This is a genomic window from Microbulbifer mixtoriginis (SeqCode), from assembly GCF_052466695.1.
On sequence record NZ_CP174285.1, the window covers coordinates 219,330 to 237,199 of the forward strand.

Annotated in this window: 14 protein-coding genes; 9 read left to right on the plus strand and 5 right to left on the minus strand. The window is 51.8% G+C overall.

The window, feature by feature from the left end; translation table 11 throughout:
• Positions 1 to 329: 329 nt before the first annotated feature.
• The 5 genes from ACJJI0_RS00950 to ACJJI0_RS00970 all read left to right on the plus strand — a co-directional run bounded on the left by ACJJI0_RS00950 (position 330) and on the right by ACJJI0_RS00970 (position 7,048).
• On the plus strand, positions 330 to 1,736 hold the full coding sequence (locus tag ACJJI0_RS00950) for an aspartate aminotransferase family protein (RefSeq protein WP_286036970.1): 1,407 nt from the start codon (positions 330 to 332) through the stop codon (positions 1,734 to 1,736).
• Between the two features lie 123 nt (positions 1,737 to 1,859).
• Entirely contained in the window at positions 1,860 to 3,245 is a 1,386-nt protein-coding gene (locus tag ACJJI0_RS00955) for a glutamine synthetase family protein (protein WP_444884276.1), read from the plus strand.
• Positions 3,246 to 3,846: 601 nt separating this feature from the next.
• Positions 3,847 to 5,190: a glycosyltransferase family 4 protein gene (locus ACJJI0_RS00960; RefSeq protein WP_444884277.1), complete on the plus strand. Its 1,344-nt coding sequence runs from the start codon at positions 3,847 to 3,849 to the stop codon at positions 5,188 to 5,190.
• Entirely contained in the window at positions 5,190 to 5,942 is a 753-nt protein-coding gene (locus ACJJI0_RS00965; RefSeq protein ID WP_444884278.1) for a class I SAM-dependent methyltransferase, read from the plus strand. Before ACJJI0_RS00960 ends, ACJJI0_RS00965 begins: the two co-directional genes overlap by 1 nt.
• A complete protein-coding gene (locus ACJJI0_RS00970; RefSeq protein ID WP_444884279.1) occupies positions 5,939 to 7,048 on the plus strand; it encodes a prenyltransferase/squalene oxidase repeat-containing protein in 1,110 nt (369 codons plus the stop codon). The genes ACJJI0_RS00965 and ACJJI0_RS00970 overlap by 4 nt, the downstream gene beginning before the upstream one ends.
• On the opposite strand, the gene ACJJI0_RS00975 is transcribed toward ACJJI0_RS00970, so the two are convergent.
• Entirely contained in the window at positions 6,983 to 7,600 is a 618-nt protein-coding gene (locus ACJJI0_RS00975; protein ID WP_444884280.1) for a class I SAM-dependent methyltransferase, read from the minus strand. The two genes, ACJJI0_RS00970 and ACJJI0_RS00975, sit on opposite strands and share 66 nt — an antisense overlap.
• Before the next feature lie 107 nt (positions 7,601 to 7,707).
• Here ACJJI0_RS00975 and ACJJI0_RS00980 point away from each other — a divergent pair, with 107 nt between their 5' ends.
• Together ACJJI0_RS00980 and ACJJI0_RS00985 are read left to right on the plus strand one after the other, a co-directional pair.
• The gene (locus ACJJI0_RS00980; protein ID WP_444884281.1) at positions 7,708 to 8,430 is read left to right on the plus strand and encodes an acyltransferase; all 723 of its coding nucleotides are present in this window, start codon (positions 7,708 to 7,710) and stop codon (positions 8,428 to 8,430) included.
• A 44-nt stretch (positions 8,431 to 8,474) separates the two neighbouring features.
• Positions 8,475 to 8,987, plus strand: a complete 513-nt coding sequence (locus ACJJI0_RS00985) for a shikimate kinase (RefSeq protein WP_444884282.1) — start codon at positions 8,475 to 8,477, stop codon at positions 8,985 to 8,987.
• Between the two features lie 72 nt (positions 8,988 to 9,059).
• Here the strand turns inward: ACJJI0_RS00985 and ACJJI0_RS00990 are convergent, their stop codons facing one another.
• Positions 9,060 to 9,530: an Lrp/AsnC family transcriptional regulator gene (locus tag ACJJI0_RS00990; RefSeq protein WP_152452743.1), complete on the minus strand. Its 471-nt coding sequence runs from the start codon at positions 9,528 to 9,530 to the stop codon at positions 9,060 to 9,062.
• Between the two features lie 277 nt (positions 9,531 to 9,807).
• Here ACJJI0_RS00990 and ACJJI0_RS00995 point away from each other — a divergent pair, with 277 nt between their 5' ends.
• The gene (locus tag ACJJI0_RS00995) at positions 9,808 to 13,365 is read left to right on the plus strand and encodes an indolepyruvate ferredoxin oxidoreductase family protein (protein WP_444884283.1); all 3,558 of its coding nucleotides are present in this window, start codon (positions 9,808 to 9,810) and stop codon (positions 13,363 to 13,365) included.
• Between the two features lie 50 nt (positions 13,366 to 13,415).
• On the opposite strand, the gene ACJJI0_RS01000 is transcribed toward ACJJI0_RS00995, so the two are convergent.
• Both ACJJI0_RS01000 and ACJJI0_RS01005 read right to left on the minus strand, forming a co-directional pair.
• Positions 13,416 to 14,726: an OprO/OprP family phosphate-selective porin gene (locus ACJJI0_RS01000; protein WP_444884284.1), complete on the minus strand. Its 1,311-nt coding sequence runs from the start codon at positions 14,724 to 14,726 to the stop codon at positions 13,416 to 13,418.
• A 250-nt stretch (positions 14,727 to 14,976) separates the two neighbouring features.
• A complete protein-coding gene (locus tag ACJJI0_RS01005) occupies positions 14,977 to 15,867 on the minus strand; it encodes a TraB/GumN family protein (protein WP_444884285.1) in 891 nt (296 codons plus the stop codon).
• Positions 15,868 to 16,053: 186 nt separating this feature from the next.
• Between ACJJI0_RS01005 and ACJJI0_RS01010 the strand changes: the two genes are divergently transcribed.
• The gene (locus tag ACJJI0_RS01010; protein ID WP_444884286.1) at positions 16,054 to 17,181 is read left to right on the plus strand and encodes a glycosyltransferase; all 1,128 of its coding nucleotides are present in this window, start codon (positions 16,054 to 16,056) and stop codon (positions 17,179 to 17,181) included.
• A 6-nt stretch (positions 17,182 to 17,187) separates the two neighbouring features.
• Here ACJJI0_RS01010 and ACJJI0_RS01015 read toward each other — a convergent pair whose 3' ends face one another.
• On the minus strand, positions 17,188 to 17,772 hold the full coding sequence (locus ACJJI0_RS01015) for an acyloxyacyl hydrolase (RefSeq protein WP_444884287.1): 585 nt from the start codon (positions 17,770 to 17,772) through the stop codon (positions 17,188 to 17,190).
• Positions 17,773 to 17,870 lie beyond the last annotated feature (98 nt).

Consider the following 17,870-nt stretch of genomic DNA (forward strand, 5'->3'; position numbering starts at 1 on the left):
AGCGCTTTTACAGTCATTTTTATAGGAGCCAGCCCAGGCCAACAAGCCCGACCTTTTTAGCCATCTTGATAGGTCGCTGTGAGAGTCTTCACGTATCCCTGTTGTAAGGGTTCTTGTTGCCGCAATTTCAGTTCAAGATTTTCTCCTAGCTAAGGGTAACTGCGGTTCTGGACCCTATTGTTACCCTGAGGCATAGATAGATCTTGCGCTTCCGTCAGTCTCGCCACTAGAATGTGATCACAAATTTTGGAAGCAATACCCTGTCCGGCAAAGCACGTTAATGGGCTCCGGAGGGTAGGTGATCAATTGCGGGATGACTCATTCGATGCATGCGGGCTCTCGTCCGGTGCTGTGGAGAGCCCCCAGAGCAAAGCCAGGAGCGAAATATGAACAAAAGTGAGCTGCAACAACACGACCGCGAGCACCTGCTGCACCCCTTTACCGACTTCAATGACTTGGGGCAACAGGGCACCCGGGTGATCACCAGTGCTGAAGGCGCTTATATCACCGATATCGATGGTAATCGTCTACTGGATGGCATGTCTGGTTTGTGGTGCTGCAACCTGGGTTATAGTCGCAAGGAAATTAGCGATGCAATCTATGAGCAGCTGAATACCCTGCCGTTCTATAACAGTTTCTTCCAGTGCACTACCGTGCCATCTATCGAGCTGGCAGATGCCCTGGCAGAAGTAACTCCCGCCAGTATGAGCAATGTGTTCTTCACCGGCTCCGGTTCTGAGGCGAATGACACCAATTTGCGCCTGATTCGCCGTTTCTGGGATCTGCAGGACAAGCCCGAGAAGCGCATTGTGATTTCCCGCAAAAATGGTTATCACGGTTCCACCATCGCCGGTGCCAGCCTGGGTGGCATGAGCGGTATGCACAAACAGTTCCAGCCGCTGGATTACATTGAACACGTGCAGCAGCCTTACTGGTTTGCCGAGGGCGGGGAAATGTCCCCAGAGGAGTTCGGTATTCAAGCCGCGCGCAGCCTCGATGAAAAAATCCAGGAGCTGGGCCCTGAGAAAGTGGCCGCCTTTATTGCCGAACCTATCCAGGGTGCAGGTGGTGTGGTCATTCCGCCGGAAACCTACTGGCCAGAAGTGAAGAAAGTATTGGATCAATACGACATTCTGTTGGTGATGGATGAGGTGATATTCGGCTTCGGGCGCACTGGTGAATGGTTTGGTGCAGATTATTACGGCCTCAAGCCGGACCTGATGACTTTCGCCAAAGCGGTGACCAATGGTTATTTCCCTCTCGGCGGTACCATGGTAGGTGATCGCGTTGCTGATGTGATCAAGAGCAAGGGCGGGGAATTTACTCACGGCTACACCTACTCTGCGCACCCCGCGGCCTGTATGGCAGGCCTGGCCACTATTAATATCCTGCGCAATGAGAAGATTATCGAGAATGTGCGTGATGTGACTGGCCCTTATCTTGCCAAACGTTGGGCAGAGTTGGCAGAGCACCCCATCGTTGGTGAGGCGCGCAGCCTGGGTATGGTCGGCGCTTTGGAGCTGGTGAAAGACAAGGCCAGCCGCGCCCGCTTTGATGATGACTGCACTGCCGGTGGCGTATGTCGTGATCTGAGTATCAAGCACGGTTTGGTTATGCGTGCCGTGGGTGATGCCATGGTGATTGCGCCGCCACTGATTATTACCACTGAGCAGGTGGATGAGCTTGTGGAAAAAGCGCATCGCGCACTTGACGACACCGCTAAAGCTCTAGCGTAAACTCGGGGTCTAGCCCCTTTTTTGGAAGCGGCGCAAGGCTGTCACCCACTATCCGTCAACGGAGAATGCAGGTGACCGCTCTGGGCCGCTTCTGCGGTTTGACAGGATTACCTCAGGCAACTTATGTCACAAGAAAAAGAATTTACTGCCCAACCAGAACTGTTGGAGCAGTCGCGCAAATTCCTGGCAGAACACACGGACCTAAAGTGGATTGAAGGCTTTATGTTCGATATCAATGGTGTCCCCCGCGGCAAATGGCTACCAGCAGAAGCGGCGGAGAAGCTGCTGAAGGGAAGCCTGCAAATGCCGCGTAGCGCTGTCAGCCTGGATATCTGGGGGCGGGATATTGAAGATAGCCCTCTGGTGTTTGCCAGTGGTGACAGTGATGGTGTTTGTCTGCCGGTATCGCCGATCAGTCTGGCGCCCTGGCACCGGGAGGTAACAGCACAGCTGCATATGCAGTTGCACGAGGCGGATGGCTCTTCGCTCTATGCCGATCCACGTGCCCAGCTGCAGCGGGTGGTGGATCGCCTGCAGAAGCTCGGTTATACCGCAGTCTGTGCCACCGAATTGGAATTCTATTTGTTGCGCGATGACGTTGATCACTTGGCGCGCCCGCGCCCAGTCAGCGACAACGATGCCGAACTGGTGCCCTCTACCGATGTATATGATTTGTCTGAGCTGAACGCGCAGCGTCACTTTTTTGCCGATGTGCGTGCCGCTTGTGAGGCGCAGGGTATTCCAGCTGATTCAGTGCTTTCAGAGTGTGCGCCCGGTCAGTTTGAAATCAATCTGTTGCACAGTGCCGATCCTGTCAAGGTGGCGGATCAAACTCTGTTATTTAAGCGCCTTCTGAAAGGCGTGGCGCGCAGTCACGGCTTCCGTGTAAGCACTATGGCTAAACCCTTTGGGGATCAGGCTGGCAACGGTATGCACGTGCATATGAGTTTGATTGATAGCCATGGTAAAAATGTTTTTGATGATGGCAGTGAAGAGGGCTCCGAGCTGCTGCGTCAGGCAGCTGCAGGTATGTTGGCAACCGCCAATGATGCAATGGCATTCTTTGCGCCACACAGCAATTCCTACCGCCGCTTCCAAGAGAGTTCTCACGCGCCGCTGAATTTGTGCTGGGGCTACGACAACCGCACCACCACTTTGCGAGTACCAGCCAGTAATCCCGAGGCTCGTCGTATCGAACACCGCATTGCCGGTGCCGATGTGAATCCCTACTTGGTCTTGGCGGGTATTTTGGCCGGTGTTTGCCACGGAATTGAGAACCAGTTACAGGCTCCCGATCCAGTTGAAGGCGATGCCTATCAGGTGCAAAGCGAGCAACTGATTAATACCTGGAGTGGGGCACTGAAGCGCTTTGATAAGAGTGCGTTGTGGAGAGAATATCTCGATCCTCGGTTTGTCGAACTTTTCCTTATGCTGAAGCGTCAGGAGATGGCGGAGATTGGCGCTCGAGTTACCGATGTGGAATACCAAAGTTATTTGCATCGGGTTTAATCACGGTTTCTCGTGTACCGGCGGCATAAATACTGAACGGCTTTTACGACAGGAATGCCGGCAGGAATACAGGAGAGATCGATACTCTGCTATACCTAAATTTAAGTGCGTAACGTACTTGAAACTCTCCTCCTGAAAGTGTGTTCGAGAAACCTGGCCCGCCTTTTGGCGGGCATTTTTTTGCCGGTCAAAAATAAATACATAGGCTATTTTCTCAGCTCTTTTGCCAAAAAACTCTTGTCACACTTTTCTTTCTATTCATCCTGCCTCTGATGGCTGGGCTGAGAGTAAACCTGGCGCAGGCAAAAATATTTTTAAATGGGGTATGTGCAGCGCAGAGATCTGGTGTAGTTCATCGGCCGATAATGTAATTGATAGAAGTTCGCCGCGTACTTTATTTGGCTTCAGAAGCCACGCGGAAGGGCAGACTGGCCAAGAGAGTGGATTACTTCTGCCTAGCAGTCATTTCCCCGCCAGTGTATTCTTCCGCTTTATCAGCGTAGAGCCCCGGATTGGTCGATTGCTATAGCCAGGCTTCACAGCAGGGCGCTGCCTTTTTGATTAATGAGTGTGGGTCTCAGAACAAGCAGATGGGGAATCTATGACCGCCTTGGGAAATTGTGCAGACGGTCCAATGGCTAGCGAGACACGGCCACTAAAAATATGTCTACTGGGATATCGCAGTCATCCGCACAGTGGTGGCCAGGGAATTTATCTCCGTTACTTGAGTAAGGCTCTGGTTGATGCCGGCCATTCGGTCGATGTGATATCCGGCCAGCCCTACCCAGAGCTGGATGAGCGGGTGAACTTGATCAAGATGCCCGGACTCAATCTCTATGAAGTAGAAAAACCCAGCCGTGCCCTTAGACCAAAACATCTGCTCTCTTGGGCAGACTTCTTTGAATGGCTGAGTAAACTGACCGGCGGTTTTGCCGAGCCATATACTTTTGGTCGTCGCGTGCGTAAATACTTACGTCAGCATGGTCACCAATACGACATAGTTCACGATAACCAATCGCTTTGCTATGGGCTGTTGGATATCGAGCGCAGCGGCCTCCCAGTTGTTGCCACTATTCACCATCCCATTACCCGCGATCGCCAGCTAGCCCTAGATGCGGCGCCGGACTGGCGCTTTCGTTTGTTGGTGCGTCGCTGGCACAACTTCCTGAATATGCAAATCAAGGTTTCGAGGAAGTTGCGCCATATTGTCACGGTATCGCGCCAGTCAGAGCGAGACATCATCGAACAATTCGGGGTGGCGCCGGAGCAAATACACCTGATTTATAACGGTATCGACACAGAGATCTTCAGCCCCGATAACAAGGTGCAACGCCAACCCTTGCGCATTATGACGACCTCTTCGGCGGACCAGCCGCTCAAAGGGCTTGGAGTCTTACTGCAGGCTATGGCCGGATTGCGTGAGCGCTTTCCTGAGCTGGAGCTATTGGTGGTTGGCCGTTTGCGCAAAGGTGGCGCTACCGAAAAGCTGTTGCAGAAGTTGAACCTGCAAGATGCTGTGCAGTTTGTGTCTGGGATTTCCAATGAAGAATTGGTGAACCACTACCGCAGTGCAACAGTAGTGGCCTGCCCATCACTGTATGAAGGGTTTGGTTTGCCTGCGGGTGAAGCGATGGCCTGTGGGGCCCCGGTGGTTTCCAGTGATGGAGGCGCGCTGCCAGAAGTTGTCGGCGACGCCGGCATCGTCGTCCCGGCCGGTGACAGTAATGCGCTGGCGGAGGCCCTTGGTCGTGTTCTGGCGGATAAATCTTTGCAAGCGGATATGGGCGCTCAAGGCAGGGCGCGTATTGAAAATAAGTTCTGTTGGAGTTTGGCGGCATCGAACCTGGTGGCTTACTACCGGGAAATACTTGGCGAGTCTGTCGTGCAACAGCAGAACGAAACGGGCTTAGTCGATACAGATGTTAGCGGTGCGGAGGCTGCTTAATGATTACTGTAGATCCGCAACACCTGAACCTTCGCCCGGGACAAAAAGTTTTGGACCTGGGCTGTGGCGAGGGGCGTCACTCCATTCATTTGATGATCACTGATGAGGTGGATGTATACGGCATCGATTTGTGCCTAGATGATGTGTGTACCGCCAATGAGCGAGCAGAGCCTTTTAATAATTCTGAACACGCCAAAGGGCGCCTGTTACTTGGGGTTGCCAATGGTTTGCAGCTGCCGTTTGCCGACGCCACATTCGATGTAGTGATCTGCTCCGAGGTATTGGAGCACATTCATGAGTACAAAGCGGTTCTCGCAGAAATTGACCGTGTATTGAAACCCTCAGGTATCTTTGCCGCTACTGTGCCGGCGTATTTTCCCGAGTGGGTCTGCTGGCAGCTTAGCGATGCGTATCATCAGGTGGAGGGGGGGCATATTCGTATTTTCCGTGAGCGAGAGCTGCGTCAGAGTATTGAAGCCCTGGGACATCGCCATTTCGCTCGGCACAAGGCGCACGCACTGCACGCGCCCTATTGGTGGTTGAAATGTCTGTTTTGGGATAAGCCAGATAACCGCTTGGTGAAAGCTTACCATCGCTTGTTAGTGTGGGACTTGATGAAGCGGCCCGCACTCACGCGTGTGGCTGAAAAGCTGTTGAATCCTCTTTTGGGGAAAAGTGTCGCGCTCTATTTTGTGAAAGCGGAGCAGCGGGCGCCTGAGCCCCTGGGTTTGGCAGGGGAGGTGAACCCATGAGTGAAACGGTATTGCCCCCCAAAAAGAGTACAAGCCTTTTCCCCGTAGGTTTTGTGCGTGATAGCGCAGCCTATATCCTTTCCCAGCAATTACCCGATGGCTCAATCCCCTGGTTTAAAGGGCACTATGCCGATCCTTGGGATCATGTAGAGGCGGCCATGGGATTGGCTATCGCCGGAGAATTTGGTGCCGCGGAGAAAGCCTATCGCTGGTTGGCGGATATTCAATTGCCGGATGGCAGCTGGTGGGCGGCTTATAAAGATGGAGAGATCGATAACGGTGAGCGCCGGGAGACGAATTTTGTCGCCTACGTAGCCACTGGGGTCTGGCACTATTTCCTGATCAGTGGCGACAAAGGTTTTCTACAGCAGTACTGGTCGATGGTTGAGCGCGCTATCGATTTTGTCCTGGGTCTTCAGACCGAATACGGTGAAATTCACTGGGCCGTGGATGCCGGGGGACAGCCCAAAGAGGATGCCCTGATTACCGGCTGTGCCTCAGTTTTTAAAAGCCTTGAGTGCGCGATCAATATTGCCAGTGTGTTGGGGGTGGCTCGACCGGAATGGGTGCGGGGACGCACGGCATTAGGTGAGGCTCTACAGAGTAAGCCTGAGCGTTTTGACCGTACCTGGGAGAGCAAGGCGCGTTTTTCCATGGATTGGTTTTACCCTGTGCTCACTGGCGCATTTACAGGCGAAGCTGCGCGTGCACGACTACAGCAGCGCTGGGATGAGTTTGTGGTGGCCGGTTTGGGTTGCCGTTGTGTCAATGATGAGCCCTGGGTGACCGTGGCGGAATCCTGCGAGTTGACTATGGCCCTATTGGCCTCGGAGCAGCGGGCACGTGCGGAGATCATTTATCGCGGCCTGCACCGTTGGCAGGACAGCGATGGTGGCTACTGGACAGGGTATGTCTATCGAGACCAGGCGGTTTGGCCCGAGGAGAAAACCACCTGGACCGTGGGTGCGATGTTGCTTGCGGCAGATGCACTTGCCGACCTGACGCCGGCAAGCGGTTTGTTTACCTCGGTGTGCCTGCCTTCAGATACGGCGCAGGATGCCCAGGGTGTCGACAGTTTCGATCAGCTCGAATTGAGCGGAAGCTAGAGCGAGCTTGTAAATGTCATAGGGGGCTTGGCCGCCATCGGCGGGGTCGGGGAATATATCGTGAATGGCCAGGTAGCCGCCTGGCACAATATGCCTGGACCAGCTGCGGTAGTCGGTCAGTGCCGCTTCAAGGGAGTGGCCTCCGTCGATAAATACCAGGCCCAGTGGGGTATTCCAGTGGCGCGCGGCCACCGAGGAGGGAGCTACCACGGGCACAACCCAGTCTTCCAGTTCGGCCGCTCTCATATTGGCTCGAAAGGTTCGGAAGCTGTCCATTAGGTTGGCTTTTTGGTCAAACAAATCGGGATCGTGGTATTCCTCACCCGGTTGATGCTCCTCGGAGCCGCGGTGGTGGTCCACGGCAAACACGACACTGTCGGTTAGTTTGCAGGCTGAGGCTAAGTAGATTGTGGACTTACCGCAGTAGCTGCCTACTTCGAGGCAGGGGCCGAGGCTGCTGGTCTCAGCGGCAAGATGATAGAGCGCTTCGCCCTCGTGGGCAGCGAGGAACCCCTTGATGGCTCGGATATCGATGGGCAAATGAATGGACATATTTTACTGCTTGCTATTTTACTTGGCCCAAACACTAAACCGGCGCTTGCACAAAAGCAATTGCGATTTTTTGTGGGCAGTTTGCCCCATCAAGTAGATATTTAATTATGCGCAAGGATCATAGGCCTTATTGGTTAAAGCGCCTGCAGTTGCGTTGGCGCAATTGGCGCACGCACTATTTTTTACTTCCTCAATTTGATGCGGTAGGTGTTGACCCTGAGGTGATGGACCCTTCTTCAGTACATGTTTTTGGAGGGAATGTTCGCCTGGGTAATTATCCCCATTTAATTTCTAATGCGGAAAAGTGCATTCGCTTTACTACCTTTGGGCACAAGGGGCGCGAGGCTTTTATTACCATTGGGAACTATGTGCTGATTTCTCCCGGAGTGCGGATATCGGCTGCGCAGTCCATAGAAATTGGCGATGCCTGTATGATCGCCGCTAATGTTTATATTTCTGATTCCGATTGGCATGGCCTCTATAATCGTACCAGGCCTTTTCGTTGCACTGCGCCGGTGCGTCTTGGGAATAATGTTTGGATTGGCGATAGTGCGACTATTTGTAAAGGCGTAAGCATTGGTGATAATTCCGTTGTCGGCGCGGGTAGTGTGGTCACCAAGGATGTGCCAGCCAATACAGTGGTAGCAGGGAATCCAGCCAAGCCGATAAAAACCATTAACCCCAAACGGAGAATGATTACCCGCGAGGCGCTTTTTGCCGATGCTTTCCGCCAGGCTCACAATATGGATGAGCTGGATAAATATATGCTGCAAGGTAATAGCCTATTTGGCTGGCTGCGCGCTGTATTTTTCCCTCGCCGCGGCGATTAACGTTGATCACTGCTTCGCTCTGATTTTTGCGAACAGGTAAAAAGATGAAAAAAAGAAAAAGTATTGTTCTGATTGGCATGCCGGGTGCAGGTAAAAGTACTTTGGGTGTGTTGCTGGCCAAAGAGCTGGCCCTGGATTTTGTTGATACAGATGTTTTGATTCAGGCGCGGGAGGGGAAAACACTACAGGAAATTATGGCGGAGAGTGACTACCTCAATTTACGGGCTATAGAGGGGGAGGTCATAGCCGCAGCGCAGCTGCCCAAGCATGTGGTTTCCACTGGGGGGAGCGCGGTCTACAGTGCTGAGGGAATGGCTAATCTGCGTGCGCAGGGCACAGTCGTGTTTTTGGAATGTTCCGCAGATGAACTTCGCCGGAGAATCCACAATTATGAAAGTCGTGGGATAGCCAAAGCACCGGAGCAAAGTTTTGAAAGTTTATTTGAGGAGCGCCAGATCCTCTACCGCAAATATGCGGATATTACTTTGCGCTGTGATGGTTTGAATCTGCAACAGGCATTGGATCAATTAATGCAAAAGCTGCGGGCGTTGGCTTGATAGGTTTTTTGCGCCCCACAAACTATGGGGCTCATTCATGAGGCTCTGGTATTGCCTCAGCCTCTTATTCTGCTAGAGCGGCAACTGAGTGGTATATTTCACTTGTTTAAGGGCGAAGGTGGAATTCACTGAGGCTACATTGGGCAGGTGTACCAGTGAGCGTTTTAACAGTTGCTCGTAATGTTCAACACTGTCCACTACTACACGCAGAACATAGTCCTTGTCGCCACTGGTTGAATAGCATTCGACCACTTCCTGAACATCCTGTACCGCAGTCTCGAAATTATTCAGGGACTCTTCATCGTGGTTGTGGATGGTCACGTAACAATATACTGTGACTCCCAGGTCCAATTTACGCGGGTCCAGCAGGGTGACTCGGCCGCGAATAATACCCTCCGCCTCCAGCCTTTTGATACGGCGCCAGCAGGGGGTGTGGGAAAGACCGACTTTGTCTCCGAGCTCCGCCATGGAATAATCGGCGTTCTCCTGCAGCGCTCGCAGAATCTTGCGGTCGAAATCATCCAGGTCTGTCGAACGCTTCATAAAGACTCCTATCCTATAAAAAATTGCTCGATCGAGATTTTCATCACAAATTTACGCACATTTACGTAAATAAAGCAATGCTCTGTTGCGCTTAACGCACTAGTATGACCTGACCAATCCGTTTCAGCCTGAGCGCTTTTTGTGATTACCCGCCAGAGAGTTTTGCAGGGTGCCGAAAAAGTGATCAGCTAACTACCGAGACGGAGCAATTCGGAAGAATAATGACTTATAACTCGAACTGGGTTTCGAGAAGAATAAATGACCGGAAACTAGGTGTATGACTGAAAAAGTAGCCAGTCCCCAGCGCGCGTTGGACTCCCAGGGGAAAAAACAAATCTCACTGGATGATCGCTTTACCACCCTCAAAGGCCGTGTGCTTCTTTCGGGGATCCAGGCGCTGGTGCGTCTGCCCATTGACCAGATGCGGATGGACCAAGCTCGCGGTTTAAATACCGCAACTTTTATCTCCGGTTACCGCGGCTCTCCCCTCGGTGGGTATGACTTGCAGCTCTCAAGGGCCAAAAAGTTACTGGATCAGCACAATATTCGATTTCAGCCGGGCGTGAATGAGGAGCTGGCCGCGACGGCCGTGTGGGGCTCCCAGCAGGTTGGCCTATTCGATGGCGCTCAAGTCGATGGCGTTTGTGGTATCTGGTATGGCAAGACTCCGGGCGTGGATCGCTCATGTGATGCCTTCCGTCACGCCAATGCTGCGGGTTCCTCGCCAAAGGGTGGTGCTCTTATTATCGCTGGGGATGACCACGGCTGTAAGTCCTCTTCCTACCCGGGGCAGTCGGAATTTGCTTTCGTGGATATGCATCTTCCAGTCTTGAATCCTGCAACTGTGCAGGAGGTCTTGGATTACGGCCACTATGGCCTGGAGCTGTCCCGTTTTAGTGGCTGCTGGGTGGCAATGATCACTCTGGCAGAGAATATGGATAGTTCCGCTACCGTGGAAGTCGATCCCCAGCGGGTGCAGTTCAATTATCCCGAGATCGAGCGCCCCGCAGGTGGCCTGAATATCCGCAAGCAGGATAACCCCCTCGAACAGGAAGAGCGTCTGTGGCGCTATAAGCGCCCGGCGGCTCTGGCCTTTGCTCGGGCGAACAAGCTGAACAAGGTAGTGCTGGAAAACTCTAATGCCACTCTTGGTATCGTCACTACCGGTAAGGCTCACCTGGACTTGATGCAGGCCTTCGAGGACATGGGAATTAATGAGGAAAAAGCCCGGCAATTGGGCATTCGTATCCTCAAAGTGGGGATGACCTATCCCCTCGATGTACCTGGAATTCAGGAGTTTGCCCGCGGCTTAGATACTCTACTGGTGCTGGAGGAGAAGCGTAGTCTGATGGAGGTGCAGCTGAAAGAGGAGCTGTACAACGTCCACCTCAAAGACCCCAATTTCCCGCGTATTCTCGGGAAAGTAGATGAACACGATCAACCGCTGATGCCCGCCTATGGTGAGCTATCTCCGGCCATTATTTCCCAGGTGCTTGGTCTGATTTTGGATCAGGGTAAGCTGGGTGAGCGCGGGCGACATCGCTTGATGCGCCTTAATGCCCTGGCCCAGCGCATCGCGCAACAAGCGGGTTCCAATGTTTCTCGCCTACCCATGTTTTGTGCCGGCTGCCCGCATAACCGTTCCACCAAAGTGCCTGAGGGCAGTCGCGCCCTTGCCGGAATCGGCTGCCACTATATGGCCCAGTGGCTGGACCGCGAGACGTTCACCTTTACTCAAATGGGCGCCGAAGGAGTCAACTGGGTGGGGCAGGCGCCTTTCACCGATGAAAAGCATGTATTTGTGAACCTGGGGGATGGTACTTATTTCCACTCGGGGGTCCTCGCAATTCGCGCTTCTGTCGCCGCTAAGGTAAATATCACCTACAAAATCCTGTTCAACGATGCCGTCGCCATGACAGGTGGCCAGCCCCATGATGGAGAGCTGGCACCGGATATGATTTGCCGCCAAGTGCTGGCCGAGGGTGTGCAGAAGGTTGTTCTGGTGATGGACAACCCAGACAAATATCAGGGCGCCCTGAGCTTCCCTTCCGAGGTAGAGATTCGCCATCGGGATTATATGCCGGCGGTCATGGAGGAGTTGCGTGAGGTGGAAGGGTGTACGGTCATTATTTACGACCAGACCTGTGCTACTGAATTGCGCCGTAAGCGCAAGCGCGGCTTACTACCCCAGGCTGAGGGGCGCCCCTTTATTAATGAGTTGGTGTGTGAAGGCTGTGGCGACTGTGTGCAGCAATCCAGCTGTATTGCCGTGGAAAAGGTTTCTACCGCTTTGGGGGACAAGCGCCGTGTTAACCAGACCGGTTGTAATCAGGATCTCTCCTGTATCAATGGCTTCTGTCCCTCGTTTGTGACGGTAAAAGGTGGGCGCTTGGCTAAAGGTGCGGGCGTTGGCGATGTCTTGCGCACAGAGGCAGAAAAGCTGTCTGCACCACAACTGCCGGGTCTGGATGAGCCCTTTAATTTCCTGGTGACAGGAGTGGGTGGTACCGGGGTGGTGACTATTGGTGCTCTGTTGGCGATGGCGGCCCATATAGAAGGCAAAGCCTGCAGTACCCTGGATCAGACCGGCCTCGCGCAAAAAGGCGGCGCGGTGTATTCCCATATTCGTTTTGCAGCCCACCCAGAAGCATTGCAAGCGGTGCGAATCTCCGATGGTCGCGCCGATGCACTGATGGCCTGTGATTTGATCGCTGCGGGAAATCTCGCCGCCTGTTTGGCCAAGCTGGATGAAACCCACAGTCGTGCGGTGGTGAATACCCACCTGAGCCCCACCGCTGCCACCGTTTTGGGGCGTGAGGATGCTCACTCTCCGCAAGCCGTTCTCGATACCCTAAGTAACGCGGTTAACGCGCTGGATTCTGTTGAGGCTCACCGTCTGACCAAATCTGCACTTGGAGATACTCTGGCGGCCAATATATTTATGTTGGGCTTTGCTTGGCAAAAAGGCCTATTGCCACTTTCCCAAGCGTCGCTGTTACAGGCAATTGAGCTGAATGGTGTGGCAGTGGAGGGCAATCTGCAGGGCTTTGCTGCCGGGCGCCTTGCTGCCGCAGACCGCAAAGCTCTAAACCGGTTGCTTGCTCACGATCGAGCGCCTGTACAGCTACCCAAAGGTCTGGATGAAATTGTTGCTCACCGGGTTGAGCATCTGACTGGCTATCAAAATGTAGAGTTGGCTAAGCGCTACCAAGTTTTGGTGGATAAAGTTAAAGCGGCGGAAACCCTTAAGGTACCCGGGCGCCAAATGGTCGCCGAAGTGGTTGCGCAAAATTATGCCAAGTTGCTCGCTTACAAGGATGAGTATGAGGTTGCGCGCCTCTACACTGACGGGCGCTTTACTCAATCTTTGCGGGAGAATTTTAGCGGAGACTTTGACCTCGAATTCAACTTGGCACCGCCATTACTGGCCCGTTTCGACAAAGTGTTGGGGCGTCCTCGCAAAATGAAGTTTGGTGGTTGGATGCACAAAGCATTCGGAGCCTTGGCCAAATTAAAGTTCCTGCGCGGTACTGCTCTGGATATTTTCGGCTATACCGCTGAGCGACGTATGGAGCGGTCTTTAATCACTGAGTATGAGCAACTGGTTGAGAAAGTGGTGGGGCAGTTGAACGAACAAAACCACCAGGCGGCTATTGAATTGCTCAGTTATCCTGAGGTTATTAAAGGTTACGGGCACATCAAAGAGGCTAATGTATTGGAGGCGCAACGCCAAAGAGAGCAGGCGCTAAGTCGTTTTGAAAATCCTGTTGGTAAAACCGGCCAAGCTAGAGAGGTTGAAATTTTCGACCCCACTAAAGCTCAGCAAGTGGGCTAACGCTCCGCTCCTAATAAAGCCCCGGTGGGTTTTCACCGGGGGTGTTCTGCTTACCAGAATCCCTGCATGCGAATAGCAAGCTGCTTGGTTTGATCGCCGGTAAATTTATCATCCCCGAGAGTCACGTTCAGCATCAGGCGCACTTTGGGATTAAAATAGTAATTAAACCCAAAAACAAAATTACTTACCTTCATGCCGGGAATATCCCGGTTTTCGATGGTATCGTAGCGTGCAGTAATCTCGAAGGCGCTCTCTGGTGGAGTAGGTTTGATAGATCTGAAAACTCCATTTTTCTCATCATAGGGTTTGTGCTGACCAGTGATCGCCCAACTTCCCACGATATACCAAGTGCGTACATCTTGGTCTCCGATAAAACAACCGGTATATGGGTCACAAAAAAAACGAGGCGGCGCACCAAAGAACTCAAAAAATGTAAATTCGGATAAATAGAAATCTCCGGAAAAATTCCCAAAAGCGTATTCAGACTGGGCGTAAAAAGGCCCATAGGCGCCAGCGAGTTCTAATCCCAGAATCCACACATCTCCACCGGGGTCGCCCTGATAAAATTCATCATCGCCAAAATCACCGAAGAAAAATTCACCACCACCGGGGCTCAGTGCAACCAGTTGTTCTGGGCCGCGACGCCCTGCGTATTCGACTAGTGCCTCGCGCGGTGGCGTGTCTTCATTGGCGTCTTCATAGCTGAATGAAGCGCCCAGATGTACAGTACTGTCGAAGTTACTGATTGGGGCCCAGGTAAATCGGGTGGCGGCACCAATACCCTCGTTGCGTGGATCACCGGGGTTGCGCAGATTAAAAAGGGTGACCCCATAGGTATGACAGCACCAATGGGTATGCCAGCCAATGCCCTGTTGCCTGCCGCGGTTGTCGTAAATACCAGCGGATGAGGCAAAGGATCTCTCCATCATGGTGATTTGATTGGAGGAAGTGAGTTGGTTCATCGAGCGGCTGGGTTTAAAATTTCCTATGCGGAGGCTTCCATCAAAGACTTTAGTGCCCAGGTATACAGTCCTTAATCCTCCAGTTCCAGAGGAGGCAAAGTCTCTTTCCAGTTCGTATTCCCATTTCCACAATTTTCCCCGCATTTTTAGTCGTACTCGACGAAAATCTGTAGTGTTTACGGGTTCTTCAAGTTCTGTATCAAACAAGATGGTGTCATAGTAGTTTTTATCTTTGTCAAAAAAATATGTGTCAAAGTGAATGCGGCCGCCGAGTTCTGCAGAAAAATTTTCATCCTTGGACGTAATTTTTAGTCCCCCTTCAGTTTTGGCCTTATCAGCAGTGGCGAAGGGAGATAAAAGTACACAGGTTAGGGCGAAATACAGGGCGTAGTATTTCATGCAGTGTCCTTAGAGGCGGCTGTATCTTTAGCTGCGTATTGTTGCAGTTTAGCAAGTAGGTTTGATGATTTTTCGGTTTTCTGGGGTAGGGTTTACTTATAAAGAGAAGGTCTTGGGATATGGCCGAGTAAGGGATGGGTGTTCTTAAGTAAGCCCGTGAAACACCTGCAGCTGTGTATACTTCTACAAGTGTTTCTTGGGTGGAAATGAAGCTGGTTGTAGCTCAATTGTTTTCCTGATAAGTGAAAGTTTAGATACGCTCCAGCTTATAGCCTTTTTGCTTCATCAGCTCAGCAATGCTGCCTTGGCCGACTAAATGGCCGGCGCCGACAACCACAAAGAGTTTCTGATACTTCGGCGCTTTTAAGATTATTTTGTTCGCCATTTTCTCGTTGCGCTGAAAAAACAATTTTTCATAAAGTGGCTGGTACTCGGGACTTTCTTCAAGGCCATCGAGAATAATCAGTCGATTGAGAGCTTTGTCGTCTCCGGCTTTCCATGCACTAGTGAGCTTTGGTAAAAAGGAAGAGATATCTTCCAGCTGCTCAAGCGTCTGCTGGAGTAGAAGGGCGGGATTATCCAGGCCATTTAATAGCTGGAATTGCTGTAGAACCCCCTCCAGTTCCAATACCGGTTTGCCGTCCTTTTTAGCCTTACTTAGGAAGTGGCGATCGATACCCAGTTCCGGGTTGAGACCCTGGGCCTGCATTTCGATCATACTCATGGAAATCATGGCGATGGCTGGGCGCTGGCGAATAAACATAGCCTCCGGCATGTTGCGTTTGTGCATCCAGGCTTGTAATTTCTTGTACAAATCTGCGGGGAGGTCATCACGCAGGCTGCGTTCTCCCTGATAAACAGACTCCATCATAATTTTCTGCTGTATCAACATATCGCTTTCGGCGGCGAGGATATCAGCTTCAACAGCAACGGCATCACTTTGGGCATAGGCACGCTCAATCTGGGAGCGCATTGGGTAATAGTCTTCTGTGGCCAGGTGGATAGATCCCAGCAGGTAGACAGTTTTATCCTCCTTGGTGGCTTTCCAGAAAATACCTTGATCTGTTTCGGCTGCAGAGGCTGTGCCAACAAATAATATAAGAACAAGAGCGATTGACCGTGTGAAGTAGCGTTGGAACATTACTTTTCCCTGAATGTGTTGAGGCGAATTATGTTAGCACTCGAGAAGCCCGTCTGATACCAAGTGACTGCGCAGGTAAATTGGCCTTGCCAGAGGGGTTTGTTGCAAATCTGTGTGGAATCTACTGGGAAATTACTTCTGTGAGGGTCAAAATACTCTCTTTGTTCCACTTTTGCGGTAGATATTTTGAGAATTGTACAAATCTGGCCTGAATTGGAGCCTGGAGATAGAGGTAAGGCTGCGCTGGATTTCATTCAGGAGTTGGCTCGGCAGGACGCAAAACCAATTGTGATCTCAGCCGGGGGGGCCTTGGTGGCGCGCCTCGAACTGCATGATGTCCAACATATCCGATTGCCTTTGAACAAGAAGCCTTTTTGGGCTATGGCTCTTGTGCGCCGCTTACGCAATGTCCTACAGAATTTAAATGCCGATGTGATCCATGTCCATGGGCGTTTAACCGCCCAGATGGTCTGGAGAGCTTGGGATGGTATGGATGTCAATACACGCCCCAGTTTGGTCACTCATGTCGATGGTTATTATTCGCCCAGTCGAAGGGATGTAGGGTTGGTTTCCGGGCCATGTGTGATCGCATCATCCGATGGAATTGCCAGCCACCTGAAAGCGCATCTTGGGGAAAAATTGGTTAATCCTACCCATATCGTGCACTGGGGCATTAGTTCTCGGGAGTTCGATCGCAGTAAACCTGTATCGGGCCAATGGCATCTGCGTTTCCTGAACAGCTATCCGCAACTGGAGGGAAAAAATTGGTGGCTGTATTCGGGCCCCTTGTCTGAAAAGGGTGAGCTGAAGGTGTTTTTGCACGCTCTGGCGCGGGCCGTAACTAGCCGGGAGGATTTATTGGGGTTGGTGGTAGGGGCATCAAAGGGTGGTGATTTACACCATATCCGCAAGTTGGAGCAACTGGCTCAAGAGTTGGGGCTGGAAGGGAAAGTACTTTTTCTGGGAGAGAGAAAGGATTTACGGGAGCTCTATGCCTCCTCTCAATTGACTTTCAGTTTGGCCAGCCCTGGTGAGCCTAGCGGCCAAAGTGCTATGCAGGCTTTGGCGATGGGGTGCTCTGTAGTTGCCTATAAAGATACTTGTGCTGGAGAGGTGCTGGAAGGCTGCTTCCCAAAGGGAGTTGTTGAGCGGGGAGATTCGCAAGCTTTATGTGATGTGGGTCTGGCTTTAATGGAGCAGCAGGATAAAGTGGAGTTAAATGGTTTTTTTCATGAAGAAATCGTTAAAAAGACCATAAATATCTATCGGGATTTAGTTGGCTCTTCCATCCGGCCAGAGGCTGATTATGTTTGAGGTTGATTAAAAATTAAAGTGCCCATTAAATGAGGCAAAATCAAAACCGGGATTGGGGATATTCGTATAGGCATTGGAAAAGTGGCTATAGCGCAGCGATAGTGTATGGCCGCTACTGAAGCGATAGCCCAGAGCAAAATGTAAGGCAAAATTTACCTTGGTGCTGAGTCGAATATCACCAAACTTCTGCTGGCTTAAATAAGAAGCGCCGACACCCGCCTCGCCAAAGCTACCGAGGGGTTCACTGCGCGGATACCAACGCAGCACCGGTTTGATTTCAAGAATATTTTGCTGTTGGGTTTTATTGAGGTGTTCCAGGCGGATATAGGAATAACTGCCTTGTCCCCACCACTGCCAGGAATTATTGGCATTGTTGAAAGAGGTGAATAGGTAGGAATAGTTGATACCGCCTACTTTGGCGGCTGAAATCGAGTCTCTCTGCATCAGGACATTTCCTAGCCCCTTTCCTGCGCTGATAATAATTTCCTGCTCGGCGATAGTGGCAGGGGCTCCGGGGAGAATCCAGGCGAGCAAAAGTGTACAGCCCAATGCTGTGTTGCTGCTTATACCATTTTGGGAATATTTACGCATGGGTTGTGAGGATCATAGTTGCAAGAGCTGTAACTAAGACTAGTGGGAAAGTGATTGAAGGCAAGCACGCTACCTATTGACCGCCACCGGCTTCCTCA